This window comes from Flavobacterium sp. XN-5, from assembly GCF_008033395.2.
Classification (GTDB): domain Bacteria; phylum Bacteroidota; class Bacteroidia; order Flavobacteriales; family Flavobacteriaceae; genus Flavobacterium; species Flavobacterium hiemivividum.
In genome coordinates this window covers 147,426-169,345 of the sequence record NZ_VOGZ02000007.1, presented here as the reverse complement: position 1 = coordinate 169,345, position 21,920 = coordinate 147,426, and the positions used below count along the sequence as shown (strand labels likewise).

The 21,920-nt window shown below is 34.2% G+C and carries 18 protein-coding genes and 3 tRNA genes; 12 read left to right on the top strand and 9 right to left on the bottom strand.

Going from position 1 to position 21,920, the window contains the following annotated elements; translation table 11 throughout:
• Positions 1-203 precede the first annotated feature (203 nt).
• Together FQU23_RS12795 and FQU23_RS12790 are read right to left on the bottom strand one after the other, a co-directional pair.
• The gene (locus FQU23_RS12795; protein ID WP_147674165.1) at positions 204-872 is read right to left on the bottom strand and encodes a response regulator transcription factor; all 669 of its coding nucleotides are present in this window, start codon (positions 870-872) and stop codon (positions 204-206) included.
• Between the two features lie 347 nt (positions 873-1,219).
• Positions 1,220-2,179, bottom strand: coding sequence for a fasciclin domain-containing protein (locus FQU23_RS12790; RefSeq protein ID WP_147674164.1), 960 nt, complete (start codon positions 2,177-2,179; stop codon positions 1,220-1,222).
• Positions 2,180-2,593: 414 nt separating this feature from the next.
• Between FQU23_RS12790 and FQU23_RS12785 the strand changes: the two genes are divergently transcribed.
• The 6 genes from FQU23_RS12785 to FQU23_RS12760 all read left to right on the top strand — a co-directional run bounded on the left by FQU23_RS12785 (position 2,594) and on the right by FQU23_RS12760 (position 9,568).
• Positions 2,594-3,304 carry a toxin-antitoxin system YwqK family antitoxin gene (locus FQU23_RS12785; RefSeq protein ID WP_147674163.1) on the top strand — a complete coding sequence of 237 codons (711 nt, stop codon included), beginning with the start codon at positions 2,594-2,596 and terminating at the stop codon, positions 3,302-3,304.
• Between the two features lie 75 nt (positions 3,305-3,379).
• Positions 3,380-4,567 carry a tRNA 2-thiouridine(34) synthase MnmA gene (gene mnmA / locus FQU23_RS12780; RefSeq protein WP_147674162.1) on the top strand — a complete coding sequence of 396 codons (1,188 nt, stop codon included), beginning with the start codon at positions 3,380-3,382 and terminating at the stop codon, positions 4,565-4,567.
• A gap of 109 nt (positions 4,568-4,676) precedes the next feature.
• Positions 4,677-6,290: a S8 family peptidase gene (locus FQU23_RS12775; RefSeq protein ID WP_147674161.1), complete on the top strand. Its 1,614-nt coding sequence runs from the start codon at positions 4,677-4,679 to the stop codon at positions 6,288-6,290.
• A 15-nt stretch (positions 6,291-6,305) separates the two neighbouring features.
• The gene (locus FQU23_RS12770; RefSeq protein ID WP_147674160.1) at positions 6,306-7,250 is read left to right on the top strand and encodes an NAD(P)H-dependent flavin oxidoreductase; all 945 of its coding nucleotides are present in this window, start codon (positions 6,306-6,308) and stop codon (positions 7,248-7,250) included.
• 11 nt (positions 7,251-7,261) lie between these two features.
• Entirely contained in the window at positions 7,262-7,672 is a 411-nt protein-coding gene (locus FQU23_RS12765) for a hypothetical protein (RefSeq protein WP_147674159.1), read from the top strand.
• A gap of 894 nt (positions 7,673-8,566) precedes the next feature.
• Positions 8,567-9,568, top strand: a complete 1,002-nt coding sequence (locus FQU23_RS12760) for an outer membrane beta-barrel protein (protein WP_147674158.1) — start codon at positions 8,567-8,569, stop codon at positions 9,566-9,568.
• A gap of 166 nt (positions 9,569-9,734) precedes the next feature.
• On the opposite strand, the gene FQU23_RS12755 is transcribed toward FQU23_RS12760, so the two are convergent.
• The 5 genes from FQU23_RS12755 to FQU23_RS12735 all read right to left on the bottom strand — a co-directional run bounded on the left by FQU23_RS12755 (position 9,735) and on the right by FQU23_RS12735 (position 15,243).
• Entirely contained in the window at positions 9,735-10,637 is a 903-nt protein-coding gene (locus tag FQU23_RS12755; RefSeq protein WP_147674157.1) for an N-acetylmuramoyl-L-alanine amidase, read from the bottom strand.
• Positions 10,638-10,677: 40 nt separating this feature from the next.
• On the bottom strand, positions 10,678-11,163 hold the full coding sequence (locus FQU23_RS12750; protein ID WP_147674156.1) for a hypothetical protein: 486 nt from the start codon (positions 11,161-11,163) through the stop codon (positions 10,678-10,680).
• A 51-nt stretch (positions 11,164-11,214) separates the two neighbouring features.
• Positions 11,215-12,531, bottom strand: a complete 1,317-nt coding sequence (rimO, locus tag FQU23_RS12745) for a 30S ribosomal protein S12 methylthiotransferase RimO (protein WP_147674155.1) — start codon at positions 12,529-12,531, stop codon at positions 11,215-11,217.
• 168 nt (positions 12,532-12,699) lie between these two features.
• Positions 12,700-14,196 carry an OmpP1/FadL family transporter gene (locus FQU23_RS12740; protein WP_147674154.1) on the bottom strand — a complete coding sequence of 499 codons (1,497 nt, stop codon included), beginning with the start codon at positions 14,194-14,196 and terminating at the stop codon, positions 12,700-12,702.
• A gap of 48 nt (positions 14,197-14,244) precedes the next feature.
• The gene (locus FQU23_RS12735) at positions 14,245-15,243 is read right to left on the bottom strand and encodes a hypothetical protein (RefSeq protein WP_147674153.1); all 999 of its coding nucleotides are present in this window, start codon (positions 15,241-15,243) and stop codon (positions 14,245-14,247) included.
• Positions 15,244-15,344: 101 nt separating this feature from the next.
• Here FQU23_RS12735 and proS point away from each other — a divergent pair, with 101 nt between their 5' ends.
• The 5 genes from proS to rpsT all read left to right on the top strand — a co-directional run bounded on the left by proS (position 15,345) and on the right by rpsT (position 17,496).
• On the top strand, positions 15,345-16,823 hold the full coding sequence (gene proS / locus FQU23_RS12730; protein WP_147674152.1) for a proline--tRNA ligase: 1,479 nt from the start codon (positions 15,345-15,347) through the stop codon (positions 16,821-16,823).
• Between the two features lie 77 nt (positions 16,824-16,900).
• Positions 16,901-16,972, top strand: a tRNA-Glu gene (locus tag FQU23_RS12725).
• Between the two features lie 46 nt (positions 16,973-17,018).
• A tRNA-Glu gene (locus FQU23_RS12720) sits at positions 17,019-17,090 on the top strand.
• A 46-nt stretch (positions 17,091-17,136) separates the two neighbouring features.
• Positions 17,137-17,208 (top strand) — tRNA-Glu (locus FQU23_RS12715).
• A 36-nt stretch (positions 17,209-17,244) separates the two neighbouring features.
• A complete protein-coding gene (gene rpsT / locus FQU23_RS12710) occupies positions 17,245-17,496 on the top strand; it encodes a 30S ribosomal protein S20 (RefSeq protein WP_073207384.1) in 252 nt (83 codons plus the stop codon).
• Positions 17,497-17,603: 107 nt separating this feature from the next.
• Here rpsT and FQU23_RS12705 read toward each other — a convergent pair whose 3' ends face one another.
• Positions 17,604-18,038, bottom strand: coding sequence for a response regulator (locus tag FQU23_RS12705; RefSeq protein ID WP_147674151.1), 435 nt, complete (start codon positions 18,036-18,038; stop codon positions 17,604-17,606).
• Positions 18,039-18,046: 8 nt separating this feature from the next.
• Positions 18,047-19,756, bottom strand: coding sequence for a PAS domain-containing protein (locus tag FQU23_RS12700; RefSeq protein ID WP_147674150.1), 1,710 nt, complete (start codon positions 19,754-19,756; stop codon positions 18,047-18,049).
• A 159-nt stretch (positions 19,757-19,915) separates the two neighbouring features.
• On the opposite strand from FQU23_RS12700, the gene typA reads away from it, so the two are divergent.
• Positions 19,916-21,712 (top strand): translational GTPase TypA, encoded by a 1,797-nt coding sequence (gene typA, locus FQU23_RS12695; RefSeq protein ID WP_132112228.1) that lies wholly within the window; start codon positions 19,916-19,918, stop codon positions 21,710-21,712.
• Positions 21,713-21,920: the final 208 nt, after the last annotated feature.

Below are 21,920 nucleotides of genomic sequence, written 5' to 3'. Positions count from 1 at the left end.
AATCGAAGCAAAATTAAATGTATTAAAAGTGGTATCCTTACGGGAAACCGTAAAGGGCTATTTTTTATAGAGTTTGTCTACTAGAGACTTTAGATCATAAGTGTAAAATAGTGCTATGTAGTAGTTGAGCACATCATTTGAGATGTTTATTAAATATATAGTAGTTTGTGAATTTATATCGAAAGAAGGGTGATTTTTATTTCTTAAACTAGTCCTAGATCTTTTGCGATTGCTATTAAATGCACATTATTATTCGCTTTGAAATAGATTTTCAGTTTGTTAATTCGCTTTTCTATACTACTGCTACCATTAGGAATTATTCCCATATTTTTGAATGCTACTGAAATTTCATCTAGGATGTATCCATTGGATAATAGCTTTAAAAGTGATATATCGTAGGCCTCAATTTCATGAAATGATTTCTCATTTAAAGCATAAGCTAATTCTGGAGATATATTTTTTTCATTGGATTCAAAAATGCTTTGAACTGCACTCTTAAGTTCCGGAATGCTTTGTCTACTTTTTGAAACATAGGCATTAATTCCTAAATTATTAAACAACGATTTTATTCGGTAGGACTTATCTTCTATTGAGAATACAATTGTTTTAATATCAGGTTGTATTTTTTTTACAGCTTCAATAAGTTCTTCACCACTAGTGAGTGTGTTTTCGCGATGATCTGCTTTAAAGGATAAATCGCTTATCAATAAATCAAAAGGTTCATTGTCAAGAAGTGCTCTTTTGATTTTTAAAAGGGCATCATCACAATATTTAGAATGTTGAATTTCTTCAACTGAAAGTGTTTCCAGAGCTTGTACAACGGTAATGCTGATACTATCTAAATCTTCGGCAACTAATACTTTTTTGAACATAACGATGTCACTTATTTATGGAATTGCATGTTTGATTGAATTCCGTTACTGGATTTAATATCAAAGGTAAGAGTTCCTTTTATAGAGGGAGTACGGTTTTCCACATTTTGAATATGTTTAATGAATTTATTCAGTAATTTCAGGTTGCAATGCTGTTATAAAAATACTTTAGGACTATATTTTTTTATAATTTTTGAAGAATGTCGTGCTGATTGATCCACTGTATTTTATAAAATGGGACTTTCTGTAAGTATGGTATTTCAGTAGTACTGAGTTTAACATTCAAAAAATACCCCAAAAAGCATTTCGCTTTTTGAGGTATCATATTTTCTTTATATTACTGTTCTTTAAAAAGTAGGAAGTAGTACTTTGTTTAGTACATGAATAACACCATTTGAACATTGTACATCAGTGGCAACGATAGTTGAGATTCTACCTTTAGAATCTTTAATTTTGGCACCACCAGCTAGTTCAACAGTAAATGTTTGCGGAGTTTGAAGTGTTGAAACAATTTGACCTTCTGTTAGACTAGCTGCAAGAATATTTCCAGACACCACATGGTATTGTAGTACTTTTGTCAAATTAGCTGCAGAAACAGCTGCGATCCCGCCTGGAGCTAACTCGGTATTTAATGATGTAAAGGCATCATTAGTAGGAGCAAATACTGTAAAAGGCCCAGTTCCTGATAAAATTGTTACGAAATCAGGTTGGCCAGCTCCCGTTAAAGCACCAACCAAGGAAGTGAAATTAGGATTTGCAGTAGCGTGCGTCACAATAGTTGGTAAACCTATCACTTTATCTACGATATGTATAACGCCATTAGAAGCCATAATGTCAGCAGTTGTTACTGTTGCTACACCGTTTAGTTTTACTGCACCAGCTGCTGTATTCACAAACATACTCAAATTGTTAGAGGTAGAAGCAGTCCCTTTAGCCAAAGTTTTGATATAACCAGTAGTTAATGCAGTCGATTTGATGCTACCGGAAATAACGTGATTTAATAAGATTTCTGTTAAAGCAGCTTTTGGAACGTCATTTATCGTTGCATAAGGCGTTGTGGCAAGAAATGCGGTAAACGCAGCATTAGTAGGTGCGAATACGGTATAAGGTCCGCTTCCTTGTAAGGTCGTTGCCAGTTCGGCTTTTGTTAATGCTTGAACAAGAATACTGAAATCAGCTGTTTTTGATGCAATTCCTGTTATTGTATTGTCAGCGACAGGAGTATTGTCATCATTACTACAGGAGGTTACAAAGATTGAAAGACAGACAATCAAGGCCAGGATTTTGGTTTTAAATAGATTTTTCATGTTTTTTGTTTTTATTTGTTAAGGCTAAGATAAATCTATTTTGTTTAATTTTTATGTAAAAAAAGTAAACAGAACTAAAGTTTATGTTTTTTTTTAAAATTGTTTAGCTTTATTTATTTTAGTAGGATTAGTAATTAAGTTAATGATTACTAGTTACTTATGATATTATTTTAAAAAAGGAATGTTTTTTAGTTATGATTAACGTTAAACAAAAAATCAAATCTATTCTAGTATAGTTTCTTATGGAGTTAAAAACAATAGTCAAAATATAATACTTACTAAATAATTTGAAGTTTTTAGACACTATATACGATTGTAATTGACATTGAACGATTGTATAATAAATAGTAAATCGAGTTAAATATAAAAGCAGTAATTTTGTTAGATAATAATAGCCTTAAATTAGTCAATACAATGAAAAAATATAAATTTTGTTTCTTACTATTTTTACTGTTTTCAACTCATTTTATAATAGCTCAAGCAGATTTTAATAAAGTGGATGAAAAAGGAAAAAAGCATGGTGCTTGGAAAGGTTTTTATGCAGATTCCAAAAGACAAAAGTATGAGGGTACTTTCGAGCATGGAAAAGAAGTTGGACTTTTTAGTTTTTATGATGATACGAAAGCAAAATCGATAATCGCGACCAGGGAATTTAATGCCACAGACAATTCAGCTTATACCATCTTTTACGATCAGGCAAAAAATAAGGTAAGTGAAGGGAAGGTAATTAATAAATTGTTTGACGGGGAATGGAAGTATTACCATAAAGCTTCGAAAACAATTATGACGGTTGAAAATTATAAAAATGGGAAGTTAGAAGGCCTGCGATCTGTTTATTACCCTAGCGGTAAAATTGCCGAAGAAACAAATTATAGAAATAATGTAAAAGACGGTGTTTATAAGAATTTTTCAGAAAACGGAATTGTGCTTGAAGAGTCGATTTATAAAAACAATGCATACAATGGCTTAGCTATTTTTAAAGATACGCAAGGGAACATAGCTTCAAAAGGAGCGTTTGTCAACGGGAAGAAATCTGGGATCTGGCAATTTTTTACTAATGGAAAACTAGTCAAGGAAGTTAACATGAGTACGCGTGGAAGCGCTTCAAAATCGATGGGGAATTAAGTTTATTCTTGAAGAGTTGTTGTAATAAAAACATTGTAACTTTGCAGTCTTGTAAAAATTATTAAAGAGTATAAAATGAAGCGAGTTGTAGTAGGACTTTCTGGAGGTGTGGATTCAAGTGTTGCCGCTTATTTATTGCAACAACAAGGATATGAAGTGATAGGTCTTTTTATGAAAAACTGGCATGACGATTCGGTTACCATATCTAATGATTGTCCGTGGTTAGAAGACAGCAATGATGCATTGCTAGTTGCTGAAAAATTAGGAATCCCATTTCAAACGGTTGACTTAAGCGAAGAATACAAGGAGAAAATCGTTGATTACATGTTCAATGAATATGAAAAAGGACGAACTCCTAATCCTGATGTGCTTTGCAACCGCGAAATAAAATTTGATGTATTCATGAAAATTGCTTTGAGCCTTGGGGCAGATTATGTTGCTACAGGTCATTATTGTAAAAAAAGCGAAACCGAAGTCAACGGAGAAACAGTTTATCGATTACTTGCCGGTACTGATACGAATAAAGATCAATCGTATTTTCTGTGTCAATTATCACAAGAGCAATTGTCTAAATCTTTGTTTCCAATAGGTGAATTAACGAAACCTGAAGTACGCGAAATCGCTACTCAGATGGAATTAGTAACAGCCGAAAAGAAAGATTCTCAAGGATTGTGTTTTATTGGTAAAGTGCGTTTGCCTGAATTCTTGCAGCAAAAACTGCAGCCAAAAGAAGGAGCAATAATCCAAATTGACAAAGACGATGCTATCTACAAGGTTGAAAAGCAAGAGGGATTGTCTCCTGAAGAAGAATTCGCATTAGCTTCTAATAAAATGCAATATACTCCAGAAATGGGGAAAGTGGTAGGAAAGCATCAAGGTGCTCATTATTTCACCATTGGTCAACGAAAAGGACTAAACGTGGGAGGTACAAAAGATCCTTTGTTTATTATTGCTACTAATGTAGAGACTAATACAATCTATACCGGTTTGAGCAGTCAACATCCAGGCTTGTTTAGAAAAGGGCTATTTATAGAAAAATCAGAAGTACACTGGATTCGAACTGATATGACTTTGGCTAAGGGTGAACAAATGGATGTTATGGCAAGAATACGCTATAGGCAACCATTGCAAGCAGCTATTTTACATCAATTTGAAAACGGAATGTATGTTTCTTTTCGCGAACCCCAGTCAGCCATTACAGAAGGGCAGTTTGTTGCTTGGTATATAGAAGATGAATTAGTTGGTTCGGGAGTTATTTCTTAGATTAGTACTTTATTTATAAAATAAATTGCAAAATACCTTTTTACTTGATTCGTTCATAAAATGAGTTGATTAATGGATAATATTGTTTTGTCTAATGTAAAAGTGGACTATGAAAAAGTTTTTTCTGTTTTTAATATTGTCCGTTAGTACAACATCATTTTCTCAGGAAGATGCATGGGTTTATTTTAATGCTAAATCCAATCAGCAGATGTTTTTTGACGCGCCTTTAAAGATGCTTTCTCAAAGAGCTATAGACAGAAGAACCAATCAAAAGATAGCAGTTGATTTCAAAGATGTTCCCATTGACCCCGCTTACATAAGTCAACTGAAAACTGTGACTGGAATTGCGGTTTTGGCAAAATCAAAATGGCTGAATGCAATTCATGTAAGAGGGAGTCAATCGGTAATAAATTCATTAAAAAGTTTTGCTTTTGTCGAAAAAGTGGACTTTGCAAACAAGTCCTTAAATCAGGCAGGGAAAACAGCTAAGCGATTTAAGGAAAAAGCGCAAGGTAAGACTCGGAAGACAAAAATTGACTACGCTTACGGTTCGTCTGATAATCAAATTAAGATGCTTCACGGAGATGTTTTACATAAACAAGATTATACGGGTAGAGGAAAGATTATAGCGATTCTAGACGCGGGTTTCTTAGGTGTAAATACAACACAACCTTTTCAAAGACTGAGAGATAACAATCAAATTTTAGGTGGTTATAACTTTGTATTAAGGGATGAAAATTTCTATACTTCAGATTCACATGGTACTTCGGTACTTTCAACCATGGGAGGTTACGCCGAAAATAAATTGGTAGGAACGGCTCTAGATGCTTCTTACTATTTATTTATTACTGAAGATGTAGATAGCGAGAACCCTGTTGAGGAATCACTCTGGGTTGAGGCTGCTGAAAAAGCAGATAGCCTAGGAGTAGATATTATTAATACTTCTTTGGGTTATTTCGAATTCGACAATTCTGCTTATAATCATACTTATTCTGATATGAATGGTAGTACCACTTTTATTTCTAGAGGTACTGAAATTGCTTTTAGTAGAGGAATGATTGTTGTCGCCTCTGCAGGGAATGAAGGCGGTAGCTCTAAACCTTATATAGGGGCGCCGGCAGACGCGGTTTCTGTACTTGCTATTGGCGCTGTTAATTCATCAGAAACAAGAGCTTCATTTAGTTCTATTGGGCCATCTTCTGACGGAAGGGTAAAACCAGACGTAATGGCGCAGGGAGTGGCTACCGTTTTATCCGATGAATTTGGCAATATAGTTACGGCAAACGGAACCTCTTTTTCAGGACCTGTTATGGCCGGTATGGTAGCTTCATTTTGGCAGGCATTTCCCTCGAAAACAAATAGAGAAATCAGAGAATTAATTATCCAATCGGCCGATAGGTATACTACACCGACAGCTCAATATGGTTATGGTATTCCGGATTTTAGTTTGGCTTTAGCTTCGACGCTTGCAGTAAGTGATGTCAATAAAAATTATTTTGTAGCTTATCCAAATCCTACTTCTGACTTTATCTCGGTTCAATTTCCGGAAAGTTTTAATAAGGGAACGGTTGGTTTTTATACGATTTTAGGACAGAAAATTTTCGAACAACCTTTTAGTAGTTCAGGAAATACTTTTTCATTGAAATCATTAAGCAACGGAATTTATATCTATAAAATAGAATCAGAGGCTTTTTCGAAAAGCGGAAAAATAATAAAACAATAACATTCAACCTACTAGATGAATAGAATTACAGAACTTTTTAATATACAATATCCCATAATTCAAGCTGGAATGATATGGGTAAGTGGTCACAAACTCGCCAGTGCAGTAAGTAATGCAGGCGGATTAGGATTGATAGGAGCAGGATCGATGTATCCTGAAGTATTGCGAGAACACATCCAAAAATGTAAAAAAGAAACGACTAAACCTTTTGGAGTGAATGTTCCTATGTTGTACCCCAATATAGAAGAAATCATGAAGATTATTGTCGAAGAAGGAGTGAAGATTGTATTTACTTCGGCTGGAAACCCAAAAACATGGACACCGTATTTAAAAGAAAATGGTATCACGGTAGTGCATGTTGTTAGTAGTACTTTATTTGCTTTAAAAGCTCAAAATGCTGGTGTTGACGCTATAGTCGCAGAAGGATTTGAAGCGGGTGGTCATAACGGACGAGATGAAACTACTACTTTTACGCTAATTCCGATGGTAAAAGAGCAAATAGAAATTCCTGTTATTGCAGCAGGAGGTATTGCAAACGGTCGTGGTATGCTTGCCGCTATGGTTTTGGGTGCTGATGGTGTTCAGGTGGGCAGTAGGTTTGCTGCATCGATGGAGTCTTCCGCTCATGACAATTTTAAAAATACAATAATAGAGACTAAAGAAGGAGATACTCAGCTTACATTAAAAGAATTGGCTCCCGTTCGATTAATAAAAAACAAGTTTTTTCAGGATCTTCAAAATTTATATGAGAAATGTCCAACAAAGGAGGAGTTAGTTGCGTTATTAGGTAGAGCAAGAGCTAAACGAGGCATGTTTGAAGGAGATTTAGTGGAGGGTGAGTTAGAGATTGGTCAGATTGCCGGTTTGATTCACGAAATAAAATCAGCAGAAGGAATTGTTTTAGAAATAATGGCTGATTATAGTGCAGCAAGAAAAGAATTAGTAGATCTTGATTTTTAATTATTTAGCGAATGACCAAAATTAAATTATATATAATATTGTTATTCCTTGGAATTGGATTGCAACAAACTTACAGTCAGAATTATAAATTCAAAACATCAGGTGTCAGTGTTTTGGAAAAAAATGAAAGAGGGAAATGGGGAAAATGGTCTGACTTACAATTGGTAAATGTTCTGGTTTCGCTGGATACCAATAAAAGCAGAATTGTTATTTACTCCGAAATTATTCAATTGTTTGAAATCATAGAATATCAACCAACGGAGGAAAATGATACCGATGTAGTTTATTCTTTTACTTGTAAGGATAATAATGGTGATGATTGTACACTTTCTATTATAACCAGAAAAAATCAGGACAATAGAAAGCAACTATACATAAATTATGGTGATAGGATAATTGTTTATAATATTTTTAATTTATAGGGTTAGAAGAATACAAATTGAGCTGTCTTAAGGCTAGTGTTGCAGAAGCGAAATTAATGATATAAGCGATTGTTGAATAGGGTGAATTCTATTTAACAATCGCTTTTTTATTTCTGATTTAGTTCGAAAGTAGTAATGACTTTTTCAAAGTCATAAAGTTTTGATAATTTCTTAATAACAATAAATAATATCTCTTACTACTATCGATAAATCAAAAATAGCAGCTATTTTAAAAATGACGTTTAACAAGTTTTTAAAACTATGCTGATTTTTCGACTCCGATTAATCTGTTATTTGATTGTCGTCGTTTTTAACTTTTTCTACCAATAACTGAAAACAAATATGCATAATTAGATACTGGGAAAGAATAATCTATTCCTGTGTATGTTGTGTTCTTTTCTAATTCAAATATGCTGTTTTCGAATTTCCCCCATTATTCGATTTCCCTTCCAAAATACCTCAAAAAAATAGAAAGTTAGATAATCTAATTAGCAAATTAATTTCTAAAATAGCTTGAATCTTGTATTTGTTATAAAATAATTTAATTCAGAATAACCCTGTTTTTAATAGGGTGTAAAATATAAAAGTAATTTTTTTATGCGCCTATTTGTAGTTTTAAGCGTATTTTATTTTTTAAATTATGTAAAAAAAGGGGTGTTTGTGAAATTAGTAGATAAGTATATGATTTTTTTAAGTGCGCAAAAATAAGTATTTCTTGTTTTTTTGTTGTGATTTTTTCGAATTGATAATTCTTTCAAAATCTAGTTAAAAAGTGATAAATTATAGTTTCAACCATGCAAAAAGTTAATAAATTCGTCTCAACCAAAGTTGGAAATTTGATTGTTAAAGTGACAATTGAAGGCCAAAATAATAAACAACCAAAACAAAATAATGATGAAAAAAGTAATTGCAATTTTAGCTTTAGTGCTAATAGGAAACGCAGGATTTGCTCAAGACGCTCCACTTGAAATTTCGGGTTCTGCAGATGTGTATTATAAATATGATTTTGCTAAGAAAGAAAATATAAAAACTAGTTTTGCAACAGATCAGAATTCGGTTTCTTTAGGGATGCTTGATATTATGTTGAAAAAAACAACTGGAAAGGCTTCCTTTGTGGGTGAAGTTTCTTTTGGTCCAAGAGGTCAATATCAATCGCTTTTAAACGGGGATGGAGAAGATGGCAATTCTTTCCATATACAAAATTTATATGCTACTTATGCCGCTACCGAAAAATTGAGTTTTACAGCTGGTTTTATGGGAACCTTTATAGGGTATGAGGTAATTTCTCCAGTAGCGAACTTTCATTATTCTACTTCCTATTTATTTACAAGTGGGCCATTTCAAAATGCTGGAGTAAAAGCAAATTATGTGATTTCAGACAAAGTAGGTGTTATGGTAGGTGCTTTTAATGATTCTTGGAATATGTATAAAGCAGATCCAATTAAAGGCTTAAATGCAATTGGAGCGCAATTGTCTCTTGCTCCAACTGAAGGTGTAAGTGTTTTTTTGAACTTTATGGATGGTTCTGTTAGTGGAACTATTGTAGACTTAACAGCCTCTTTCCAACTTTCGGATAAATTTAAATTAGGTTTAAACGCTGCTGACTTTACAAATGATACTAAAGTAGGTTATAGAGGTGTGGCATTATATCCTGCTGTGGACGTAAGCGATAAATTTAGCTTAGGTTTACGTGGCGAGTATTTCAAATATAAAGAAGGTTCTGGTGATGATTCAGTAACGGCTTTAACTTTTTCAGCTAATTTAAAAGCGGGTGGGTTAACTATTATTCCTGAGTTTAGATTAGATAGTGGTTCTGATGAAATTTTCGAAAAAACCAACGGAGACCCTACAAAATCCGCCTCTCAATTTACTTTAGCAATGGTTTACGGATTCTAATAGTATATTTTTTTTTTTTTTTGACTGTCAAGATGCTCTAATCGGTATTTTGGCAGTTTTTTTTTAAAATAACTATTTTGAAATTAGAATAAATTTAGATTTCAATAAAAAAAACAGCTCTTTAATTTTTTAAAGAACTGTTTTTTAATATATTAAAAAAGCTTATTTACTGCTTTTTATAAATTGAGTAAATGACATTTATAGTGTTTTGATTTAAAATTGAATCAATTTCTGTTTGAATATAGTGCAATTTAAAAGCTCTAACTGCGGCCGAGAGATTTTTGGTATCATATCCTATGATTCGTAGTCCCTGTTCTGGATTAAAATCAAGCGGAGCCGTTTCTAAGATTTCATTTGGCCATACACCAAAGCCGTTTTCGGCTAATGTTTTCCATGGAAAAAGAGCACTCGGATCATTTTTACGCGCTGGAGCGATGTCAGAATGACCTATGATGTTTTGAGTTGGAATATTATACTCTTTCTTTAATTTGCTTAATAATGCCATCAAACTGGTAATCTGTGCTTCAGAAAAAGGCTCAGTTCCATTATTGTCAAGTTCGATTCCTATGGACGATGAGTTGATATCTGTATCTTTTCCCCATGAACCTTTCCCAGCATGCCATGCACGCAAATAGTCATTTAGCATTTGTACCACGCGACCATCTTCACCAATAACGTAATGTGAACTTACTTGAGTTCTGGTCAACGTAAACGTTTTTATTGTTTGTTGAATAGAGTCTTGTGCTGTATGGTGAATAATAACAGAATTGGGTTTTCGCAAATTGAAATTTACTGTACTAATCCACTCTGTTTGTCTTCCATTTTCTAAAGCCGTAGTTCCTGTTTTTGAAAGCGTGTCTTTGAACGTGTACAATTGTTTTGTATACGCGTTGTCAATGCTAATCGTTGTTACAGTTACGACAGGTAGCGGCTCAGGTTCTTTATTAGATATCGTTTCTTTGAAGGTTTTAAGCTTCGTGTCATATTCTTTTTCGCTTGCCTTGTATGGATTAGTAGAACAAGACGCGATAACGATAGTCACGACAAGATAGAAATAGAATTTTTGCATATTAAAAATAGATATTAGGGCTTTTTTTTCGAAATAATAATTACCTATTTCTTTTTGATTTCTTTTTTTTGTTACCTTCTTCGTTTAGTGCTTTGTATTTTACTTTTTGATCCTCATTTAGAAAATTATTAATTTTTCTGTCTGTAGATTCAGATAGTGCTTGAATTTCTTTTATTTTTTGATCTTGGCTACTAGTTTCATCTTTTAATAAAATACCTTGCGATCTCATGCTTTCTATTAAAACATTTGATATTGCAATTTCTTGCAATTGATCAAGAGTGAGTTCCGGCGTTAATTTCTCCATTATTTTCCCCACAGTTACCTCAACCGGAATTTCTTTAGGTTTGTCCTGGCCTTGCGCTTGAGGTATTTGGTTCATCCTATTATTTCCACCATATCCACCATTATTATAACCTCGATTACCATAGCCGTTATTGCCGTAGCCATTGTTTCCGTATTGTGCAGAAACGGTGTCAATAGCTAATAAGCTAAGTGCCAAAACGAATAAAATTTGAATTGTTTTCATAGTTATTTTTGTAAAATGGTTGTCAAATAGTGTTAGTTAAGAGAATAGATATTACTCAGCAGGCTCTCCGTATAAATCAAATTCAGTTGCTTCGATGATTTTAATCATAGCAAAGTCTCCTGTTTTTAAATAAAATTTAGAAGCATCAATCAGTACTTCATTATCTACATCTGGACTGTCAAATTCTGTTCTTCCCACAAAATGACCACCTTCTTTTCTGTCAATGATACATTTAAATGTTTTGCCCAGTTTTTCTTGATTTAAATCCCATGAAATTTGAGATTGTAATTCCATTATTTCGTTGGCACGATCTTGCTTCACATCGGCAGGAACGTCGTCTTCCAATAAAAAAGCGTGCGTATTTTCTTCGTGAGAATAGGCAAAACATCCCATTCGGTCAAATTTCATTTCTTGAACAAAATCTTTCAAAATATTAAAATCTTCTTGTGTTTCACCAGGGTAGCCTACAATTAAAGTCGTACGAATCGCCATTCCGGGAACTGCTGCACGAAATTCTTTTAATAATTTTGTAGTTTTTTCTTGAGTTGTTCCACGTCGCATAGATTTCAAGATAGAATCTGAAATGTGTTGTAACGGGATGTCGATGTAATTACAAATCTTAGGTTCAAGTTTCATGATCTCCAAAACGTCCATTGGGAAACCAGTAGGGAAGGCATAGTGTAGTCGGATCCATTCGATTCCTTCTACTTTAACTAGTGCTTCTAATAATTCCGCAAGATTACGTTTCTTGTAGATGTCAAGACCGTAATATGTCAAATCTTGAGCTATTAAGATCAATTCTTTTACTCCGTCTCTTGCTAATCCTTCTGCTTCTTTTACAAGTTTTTCAATAGTTTGAGAAACGTGTTTTCCTCGCATTAATGGAATAGCGCAAAAGCTACAAGGTCTATCGCAACCTTCTGCAATTTTTAGGTATGCGTAGTTTTTTGGAGTCGTAGTTAGTCTTTCTCCTAGTAATTCATGCTTGTAATCTGCTCCTAAAGCTTTCAATAATGCTGGTAATTCAGTAGTTCCAAAAAACTGATCTACATTAGGTATTTCTTTTTCTAAATCGGGTCTGTATCTTTCAGAAAGGCATCCAGTTACAAAAACTTTGTCTACCAGTCCTTTTTCTTTTTTGTCAGCATATTCTAGTATCATGTTTACTGACTCTGCCTTAGCATTGTCAATAAATCCGCAGGTATTGATAACAATAATGTTTCCTTCTGTTTCTGCTGGTGCTTCATGTTCCACATCTTTTCCGCTGGCACGCAGTTGGCCCATTAGGACTTCACTATCGTATATGTTTTTAGAACACCCAAGAGTGATCACATTGATTTTATTCTTTTTTAACGACTTGGTTCTCATATATTTGTAAATTGGAGTGCAAAATTACGCTTTTTTATTCAAACAGTACTTGTTTGCGTTTCATTTAGCACTTTTTTATGGAGCTAACCCGCTGCCATCGGGGCTAAAAAAAAATCCGGTTCAAGATGTTGAGTCGGATTTTTCATTTTAGTTTTGTTGATTTTTGATCTATAGTTCGAAAAGTAAAGTCAAAGAAACGTGGTTGTTAATGCTGTTTATTTTAGCGCCATCTGTTAGTCCTTGTGAGAAAAAACTATTTTGCGAGTCTCTTTCTGCATAAGCATAAGCTAAATCCACTTTAGTAGAGCCAAAGCTGTATCCTAAACCGGCTGAATAGCCCGTTAAATCGCCTACTGTATTTTTGTTTTTGTATGGACTTTGTTCGAAACGGTATCCTGCTCTAAGGCTCAGTTTTTCAATTTTGTATTCTGTTCCTATTCTCAATTCTGCTGTGTTATCGAATGTGTTGCTCATAAAAGTATTTACACCAGTAAATTCATTTTCAGGTTTGAATTGAGTTTTGCTGTAATCTTTAATTGCATAGTCAATGCTTATCAATCCGGTTCTTCCAAAAATATAAGCTAAACTACCTGTAATTTTGCTAGGAGTTTGTAATTTATACGGTGCGTAAATATTGGTAATTCTAGGATCTGCAACGTCATTGGTGTCTGCATCTCCATTTTTACTGCTCACGGCAACTAGGCTTTGAGTGAATTCGTCATTAAGGTGGTACCAAGTTGATGATTCGTAAGCTAATCCTAGACGTAGCTCATTAGTAACTTTTGCAATAGCTCCTAACTGAAAAGAAAAACCAGTTCCATAAGTGTATAATTCATTGTCAAAACGCAATTTGGATACGGTATATTCATTTGTTAACGGAGCGTTATTGTCTTCATAAAAGCTAGTTGCTTGTCTGAAATCCGTAAAATGAGAATTCAAATTTAATCCGATGTATAGTCTATCATTATAAGATGTAGCTGCATTAAAGGATAGCTTTCCATTGTATCCTTGTGAAGTGATCGTGTTTTCTTGGTAGTAATTACCTCCAGCTGGAACATTTGAAGTGTATTGAGTATTGCCAGAAGTTTCGCTTACAGGATCAATAATGAAAGCATTGTATCCTAAATAAGCTTGTTGAGTTGCAAAATCAAGTCTGTTGTAGTTTGTGTTTTCGAAATCACCAAAAGGAATTCCGTTAGCATAACTTAGGAAATAACGATCTACTGAATTGTTAGGATTTGTTCCCGCAGAAAAAATGGTGTTATTAAAGTTATTTGTGTTCTCGTAATTAATGGCTATTGAGAATTTTTTCCAATTACTGTTTTGATTATGATTTTTAAAAACAAATACACCACCCGCTTGGTTTAGATCAAAGGAGTTGTCTTTTTCGCTTGTAGTAGTGCCAAAATAATTAGAATTGTTCTTCGTGTTTAAGCTGCTTACAGTAAACGCCGCTTGGTTATTGGAGAAAACAGCAGATCCTGCAGGATTAATGTTTAAGGATGATAAATCCCCGCCAAGTGCGCCAAAGGCACCACTCATAGCTTGAAATCGAGCGGTTCCGTTCAAATTGTTTTGCGCGTAGCGCAGAGCATCTGTGGATTCCTGTGACTGGGCTGCGTTAAAAGTGAAGCCTGCTAATAAAAGAAATAGATATTTTTTCATCTTTGGTTTGAATAAAGTTTGTGTTATTGTAAAAAGTATAAATAATGACTACATTCCGCCACCTCTTCTATTGCTTCCGCCTGATGATCTCCCGCTTCCACTATTTGAAGAAGAGTTTGATCTCGTAGGGGAAGAATAGTTTTCATTTCTAGAACTGTTACTGCTTGGAGTATATGTTCTTTCAGGAGCGGTGTATTCTCTTCTTGATTCGGTGTTGTTGCTTCTTGTTCGAGAAGTAGGTGTGTATGAATTATTTTGTGTGCTGTTATTTCTACTAAAAGTCGGACTTGTGCTGTTGTTGTTGCTTCTGTTACTATTGCGGTATGTAGGTGTTCTGTCAGTGCTAGAGTTATTGCTGTTTCTGTTAGTATTGACTCTGTTTGCAGGGTAGTCGCTGTAAGTTCGATTTGCATTTACAGGACTAGAGTAGGAAGCCCCTCGTCTTCCCGAACTTTGAGAATAATTTCGGTTATTGTAGTAATGTCCGTTATTGTAATAATTGTTTCCGTAATACGGTGAATTCCAACCGTAGTAACTTGGATAACCCCATCCATTATAAGGATAATTCCATCCAAAATTAGAGTAGCCATAGTAATAAGGAGAGTATCCCCAACTGTAGTTATTGTATCCCCATCCGTAATTGTTATAACCCCATCCATAATACGGATAGATTGAGCCAAAACCAAAAGATAGGTTCCAATTGCTAGGGTATATATTAATTTGAGCTTTAGAATGATTATCTCCCCAATCATTATAGGTGGAGTTTCTTTCTTGATTGTTGTAAGGAGTACCGTCGTTGTAATTGTCTATATCAGTAAAATATTCATTAGATTGATTATCATTTTGCAAACTGCTGAAATAATCTTTATAATAATTGCTGTCTTGCGTGGCTGTTTCTATATTTCTAGCATCAGTATGGCCGTAAATACCGTCTGTGTCATAATAAGAACTATTTTGGTACGAACCACAAGAAACCATCAAGATGCTGAAAAACACAATTAATGGGTATCGCAAAGTTTTTCTGGTGGAAAATATATTAGTTTTCATATCTATAGGTTTTTTTATTGTTGGACATTACAAAAATAGTTAGTTTTGTGGAACTATTTAGTAAAAAATAATAGCGCAAAATTTGTGCCAAACTATTCAATATGAGTAAGAACCTTACTACAAGATCAGAAGATTATTCAAAATGGTATAACGAGTTAGTTGTAAAAGCTGATTTAGCCGAGAATTCAGGAGTTAGAGGCTGTATGGTAATCAAACCGTATGGTTATGCCATTTGGGAAAAAATGCAGGCAGAGTTGGATCGAATGTTTAAAGAAACCGGTCATCAAAACGCCTATTTTCCTTTATTTGTTCCTAAAAGTATGTTTGAGGCAGAAGAGAAAAATGCAGAAGGATTTGCGAAGGAATGTGCGATTGTTACGCATTATAGATTAAAAAATGATCCCGACAAGCCAGGGAAATTAATGGTAGATCCTAATGCAAAGTTGGAGGAAGAGCTTATTGTGCGGCCTACGAGCGAAGCAATTATTTGGTCTACATATAAAGGATGGGTTCAGTCTTACAGAGATTTACCATTGTTAATTAATCAGTGGGCTAATGTGGTTCGTTGGGAGATGAGAACACGTTTGTTTTTAAGAACCGCTGAGTTTTTGTGGCAAGAAGGGCATACAGCACATGCTACAAGAAGTGAGGCTGTTGAAGAATCGGAGAAAATGATGAATGTATATGCTGAATTTGCCGAGAATTTTATGGCCATTCCAGTAATTAAAGGATTGAAAACAGAAACAGAGCGTTTTGCTGGTGCTGAGGAGACTTATTGTATCGAAGCCTTAATGCAAGACGGAAAAGCCTTGCAAGCAGGTACTTCACATTTCTTAGGTCAGAATTTCGCGAAAGCTTTCGATGTAAAATTTGCTAATGCCGAAGGAAAGCAAGAATATGTTTGGGGAACCTCATGGGGAGTTTCGACGCGTTTAATGGGGGCTTTAGTCATGACACATTCAGATGATAAAGGATTGGTTTTGCCTCCTAATTTAGCGCCTATACAAGTTGTAATTGTGCCAATACATAAGACGGATGAACAATTGGCAGAAATCACTGCTGAGGTTAATGTATTAATTGCAGAATTGAAAAAACTCAATGTTTCGGTTAAGTATGATGACAGAACGACACAGAAGCCCGGTTTTAAATTTGCTGAATGGGAATTAAAAGGGGTGCCTGTTCGAATTGCGGTAGGCCCTAAAGATTTAGAAAACGGAACTTTTGAGGTGGCTCGAAGAGATACTTTGACAAAAGAAACAAAGGCGAAAGACGGAATTGCTACTTTTATTAGTGGTTTGCTAGAGCAAATTCAAGAAGACTTGTTTAATAAAGCTTTAAATTATAGAGATACTCATATTACTGAGGTGAATAGTTTTGAAGAATTTAAATCAGTTTTAAATGATAAAGGTGGTTTTGTATCAGCGCATTGGGACGGAACTGCAGCGACTGAAGAAAAAATCAAAGACCTTACAAAAGCTACCATTAGATGTATTCCTTTGGATAGTGTAGAAGAGGCGGGAAGCTGTATTCTCACTGGGAATCCTTCTGGTAAAAGAGTTCTTTTTGCTAAGGCCTATTAATTTTTTTAATTTTTTTTAGGTCTGCTATTGTACTTCTCAAAAATAGTTGTATTTTTGCATCCGCATTAGAGAAGCAAGGCCCGTTCGTCTATCGGTTAGGACGCATGGTTTTCATCCATGTAAGAGCGGTTCGATTCCGCTACGGGCTACTACTTTTTTATTGCGTGTTAAATTTCTTCATTATAAAAGAAAAATGGCCCGTTCGTCTATCGGTTAGGACGCATGGTTTTCATCCATGTAAGAGCGGTTCGATTCCGCTACGGGCTACAAATTTAATCTAGAATCTAGATTAATCACTAACTTAGGAGGATATGGTCCGTTCGTCTAGGGGTTAGGACGCCAAGATTTCGTCTTGGTAACAGGGGTTCGATTCCCTTACGGACTACAAAAAAAGAATAGTAAAAGAAAAAAAAATAATAAAATGGCAAATCATAAGTCAGCTCTAAAGAGAATTAGAAGTAACGAAAAGAGAAGAGTATTAAACAGATACCAACACAAAACTACGCGTAATGCAATCAAAGCATTAAGAATAGCGACTGATAAGGTAGATGCTACATCTAAACTTTCAAATGTGATTTCTATGATAGATAAACTAGCTAAAAAGAATATCATTCATGATAACAAGGCATCTAATTTAAAATCTAAATTAACGAAGCACGTAGCTAAATTGTAATTATTACATTTTATATATAACATAAAAAAAAAGCTCCTTTTTAAGGAGCTTTTTTTATGCTTTTAAGTTAAGAGGGTTTTGGAAACAACAACAGAACGGATTAAGTCTTATTGTTGCTCTAATCTTTCTTTTGGCTCTTTATTAGATAAGTAATCTAACATAGAAATTGTTATGGGTTTTGCTAAGAAATCAATAACCATAGGATAGTTTTTTGCTTTTTCTAAGTCTTCTGGGTCAATTGTTGACGAAAGGATAACGACTTTTGTGCTGGTATTAAAGTCAGAATAATCATCACTCATGAAACAATCCAAAAATTCCCAGCCGCCCATTACGGGCATGTTTAGGTCTAAAAAGATTAATTGAGGTTGTTTTTTAAGATTAGAGCCGGTTTCATTTAGTTTCATTGATTCAAAGTACTGAAGCGCTTCTTCTCCGTTCTTGGCTGTAACTATCTCGTTTGAAAAAGTAGTTTTACTAATCACTTTTTTGCATAACATTAGAGTTATTGGGTCGTCATCAACACATAATATTAGGTCTAGCATAGTGTTATTTAGTTTTTGAATGTTATGGTAAATGTAGTTCCTTTATTGACTTCGCTTTCGATCTCAATAGTTCCTCCCATAGCTTCGACTTGTGATTTTACAAGGTAAAGTCCAAGTCCTTTGCTGTCTGGATAATTGTGAAATCTTTGATAAAGTCCGAAAATTTTATCTCGATTTCTTTCTAAATCAATTCCGATTCCGTTATCCTTAAAGGTAATTGTAGTTTGATTTTCTATTTCCTGAGTGGATATCGATATATGTAGTGTTTTGCTTTCCGATTTGTATTTTATGGAATTTGTTAAAAGGTTTAATAAGATGCTCTCAATGTAAGATTTATTAATTTCTAATGTTTGAGCATTATCAAAATCAAGTTGTATTATAGGTTGATCTGTTTTGATTTGAAACGTAAGTTGGTTGAAAATGTTTTCAAAGACTTCTTTTAGTATTACTGTTTCTTTTTGGATAGAAGGACTGTCTTTTATATTCATAACCTTAGTCAGGTCGTTAATTGTGTCGTTTAGCAGTTGGGTTGACTTATTGAAGCCGTGTAGGATTTCTTCTAGTTCAGGGTCGCTAACAGGGATGTCTTCGATTAGGTTTAAAAGTCCTGTTAGGTTAGACAAAGGTGCTCTAAGATTGTGTGAAGTGATGTATGAAAATTGTTTTAAATCCTTATTATTTTGAGTTAATTCTCGTATCAGTTGTTCTTTTTCTTTTTCCTGTTTCTTATCTTGGGTAACATCTCGTTGTATTGATACCCAGTGAGACAATTCGTTCTCGGCATTATAAATTGGAATCATAGAGAAACGAACCCAATATTCTTCTTGGTTTTTTTTATAACTAATCGTTTCGATGATGCATTCTTCCTTGTTTTTCAAGGCGGTAATTAATTTTTCGTATTCTTGTTTATCAGAATTTGGTCCAATGAAGATATCTGGTGTTTTCCCTATTACATCATCAGCATGGTACCCTGACATGTTTGAGAAAGCTGGATTTACATAAACTATTTTTGGAATTCCAATGCTTTTCGCGTCTGCTTCGATAATGATTATTGAATCTTTGGTTTGTATAATTACGGTTTCTAAAAGCTTAAGTCGTAGTTCTTCTTCTTTTTGTTTTGTTACATCTTGAATGGCTCCAATCATTCTAATAGCTTTGCCACTTTCGTCTTTTAGAAGAAAACCTCTATCTAGAACATACTTATAGGAATTATCGGCGCATTTAAAACGGTATTCATCTTGCCAGTTATCTGTTTTTTGTTCGATAAAAGAATATAGTTTAATGGACATTTTTATGCTATCCTCGGGATGTATGTTTTCAAACCACCATTTTGAACTGTCTCCTACTTGATCTTGATCGTAGCCAAAAACAGTTTTTATTCCTTTGTTCCAAAGAAGATTGTCTTCTTGTATTTTCCAGTCCCAAATGGTGTCACTAGTAGCTTTGGCAACAATATCGTATTTATCATTAGATTCTTTAATTTCCTTGTTTGTTTTCTTTAGGTGTTCGAAAATTATTTTGTTTTTATTAAAGTTATCAGATAGGATATACCTAAAAGTTATAGCGGTAAGAAAAACTAAAACAAGGTCTTTTGAGAAGTTGTAAAATGGGTAGTTGGTTAAATAATAGTATTTTATGGATAATTTGTAAAAAACAATCGCCATGAATACCGCTATAAGGATATAAATAATCGTTAACTGGTTGACTTTGCTTTTCATTACTCAAATGTAATTAATTATAATGAAATATAAAATACTTACATAAACTAATTATTTGGGTTGTTTTTAATAGTTAATACGTTAATAGTATGGAAACTATTACAGGAATAGTTGTTATATCAAAATAAAGTGTACCTTTGCACCCATTAAAAAACACAGATGGAATCTATAAGAAATATTGCAATTATTGCCCACGTCGATCACGGTAAAACAACTTTGGTTGATAAAATTATGTATCACTGTCAGTTATTTCGTGACAACGAAAACACAGGTGACTTAATCCTTGATAACAACGACTTAGAGCGTGAAAGAGGTATTACTATTACATCTAAGAATGTATCTGTTCAATACAAAGGAACAAAAATCAACATTATTGACACTCCTGGTCACGCCGATTTTGGTGGAGAGGTAGAGCGTGTATTGAATATGGCTGATGGTGTTTGTTTGTTAGTTGATGCCTTTGAAGGTCCAATGCCACAAACTCGTTTTGTATTACAAAAAGCTATCGATTTAGGATTGAAACCTTGCGTTGTTATAAACAAGGTAGATAAGGAAAACTGTACTCCTGAAGAAGTTCACGAAAAAGTTTTTGACTTAATGTTTGAATTAGGTGCTAAAGAATGGCAGTTGGATTTTCCAACAGTTTACGGTTCTGCAAAAAACAACTGGATGTCTGATCATTGGGAAAACGTAACGGATAATGTGGAAGCATTATTGGATATGGTTATCGAAAATGTACCAGCTCCTAAAGTTTCTGAAGGAACACCACAAATGTTAATTACATCTTTAGATTTCTCTGCTTTTACAGGACGTATCGCCATTGGTCGTTTGGAAAGAGGCGTATTGAGAGAAGGTATGGCAATTTCATTAGTAAAAAGAGACGGTACTATATCTAAATCGCGTATTAAAGAACTACATACTTTTGAAGGTCTTGGTCGTAAAAAAGTAACAGAAGTAATTGCTGGAGATATTTGCGCAATCATTGGTGTTGAAGGTTTCGAAATTGGTGATACAATCGCTGATTCTGAAAATCCAGAAGGTTTAGCTTCAATCGCTATTGATGAGCCAACGATGAGTATGTTATTTACTATTAATGACTCTCCATTCTTTGGTAAAGAAGGTAAATTTGTAACTTCTCGTCATATTCGTGAAAGATTAACAAAAGAATTAGAGAAAAATTTGGCCATGAAAATGGGTGAAACTGATTCTGCTGATAAATTTATGGTTTTTGGTCGTGGTGTACTTCACTTGTCTGTTCTTATTGAAACAATGAGAAGAGAAGGATATGAGTTACAAATCGGTCAACCACAAGTTATCATCAAAGAAATTGATGGTAAAAAATGTGAGCCAATTGAGGAACTAACAATCGATTTACCAGAAACACTTTCTGGAAGAGCGGTAGAGTTTGTTACTATGCGTAAAGGTGAAATGTTAAGCATGGAAACTAAAGGAGAACGTATGATTGTAAAATTCAACATTCCATCACGTGGAATTATTGGATTGCGTAATCAATTGCTTACAGCTACTGCTGGTGAGGCTATTATGGCGCACCGTTTTATTGGATATGAGCCTTACAAAGGAGAAATAGCTGGACGTAACAAAGGTTCATTGATTTCTATGGAAAAAGGAAAAGCAATTCCTTATTCTATCGATAAATTACAAGATCGTGGTAAGTTTTTTGTTGAACCAAATGCTGAAATCTACGAAGGTCAGGTAATTGGTGAAAACTCTCGTGCTGATGATATGTGTGTAAACGTAACTAAAGAGAAAAAACAATCTAACGTTCGTTCTTCTGGAAATGATGAAAAAGCGAGAATTATCCCGCCAATCATTTTCTCTCTTGAAGAAGCTTTAGAATACATTCAAAAAGATGAATATGTTGAGGTAACTCCAAAATCGATTCGTTTGAGAAAAATATATTTGACTGAAACTGATAGAAAAAGATTTAAAATCTAATTTATCGTTTATATTATATAGAAACCCATTCATTAATTTGAATGGGTTTCTTGTTTTTAGGATTAATGCTAGATTTGATTTTTAAAAATAGACTTGTACTTTACGGTTGCGTGAGGGATAGAAACTGGCTACCGAAGTAGCGTGGATAGCCCGACAGCATAAATAAAAGGGCCAATTCACGATTATTGTGAGTTGGCCCTTTTATTTA

Coding starts and splice junctions, on each gene's coding strand:
- FQU23_RS12795 (WP_147674165.1), bottom strand. CDS start 872: ATGTTCAAAAAAGTATTAGTTGCCGAAGATTTAGATAGTATCAGCATT.
- FQU23_RS12790 (WP_147674164.1), bottom strand. CDS start 2,179: ATGAAAAATCTATTTAAAACCAAAATCCTGGCCTTGATTGTCTGTCTT.
- FQU23_RS12785 (WP_147674163.1), top strand. CDS start 2,594: ATGAAAAAATATAAATTTTGTTTCTTACTATTTTTACTGTTTTCAACT.
- mnmA (WP_147674162.1), top strand. CDS start 3,380: ATGAAGCGAGTTGTAGTAGGACTTTCTGGAGGTGTGGATTCAAGTGTT.
- FQU23_RS12775 (WP_147674161.1), top strand. CDS start 4,677: ATGAAAAAGTTTTTTCTGTTTTTAATATTGTCCGTTAGTACAACATCA.
- FQU23_RS12770 (WP_147674160.1), top strand. CDS start 6,306: ATGAATAGAATTACAGAACTTTTTAATATACAATATCCCATAATTCAA.
- FQU23_RS12765 (WP_147674159.1), top strand. CDS start 7,262: ATGACCAAAATTAAATTATATATAATATTGTTATTCCTTGGAATTGGA.
- FQU23_RS12760 (WP_147674158.1), top strand. CDS start 8,567: ATGAAAAAAGTAATTGCAATTTTAGCTTTAGTGCTAATAGGAAACGCA.
- FQU23_RS12755 (WP_147674157.1), bottom strand. CDS start 10,637: ATGCAAAAATTCTATTTCTATCTTGTCGTGACTATCGTTATCGCGTCT.
- FQU23_RS12750 (WP_147674156.1), bottom strand. CDS start 11,163: ATGAAAACAATTCAAATTTTATTCGTTTTGGCACTTAGCTTATTAGCT.
- rimO (WP_147674155.1), bottom strand. CDS start 12,531: ATGAGAACCAAGTCGTTAAAAAAGAATAAAATCAATGTGATCACTCTT.
- FQU23_RS12740 (WP_147674154.1), bottom strand. CDS start 14,196: ATGAAAAAATATCTATTTCTTTTATTAGCAGGCTTCACTTTTAACGCA.
- FQU23_RS12735 (WP_147674153.1), bottom strand. CDS start 15,243: ATGAAAACTAATATATTTTCCACCAGAAAAACTTTGCGATACCCATTA.
- proS (WP_147674152.1), top strand. CDS start 15,345: ATGAGTAAGAACCTTACTACAAGATCAGAAGATTATTCAAAATGGTAT.
- rpsT (WP_073207384.1), top strand. CDS start 17,245: ATGGCAAATCATAAGTCAGCTCTAAAGAGAATTAGAAGTAACGAAAAG.
- FQU23_RS12705 (WP_147674151.1), bottom strand. CDS start 18,038: ATGCTAGACCTAATATTATGTGTTGATGACGACCCAATAACTCTAATG.
- FQU23_RS12700 (WP_147674150.1), bottom strand. CDS start 19,756: ATGAAAAGCAAAGTCAACCAGTTAACGATTATTTATATCCTTATAGCG.
- typA (WP_132112228.1), top strand. CDS start 19,916: ATGGAATCTATAAGAAATATTGCAATTATTGCCCACGTCGATCACGGT.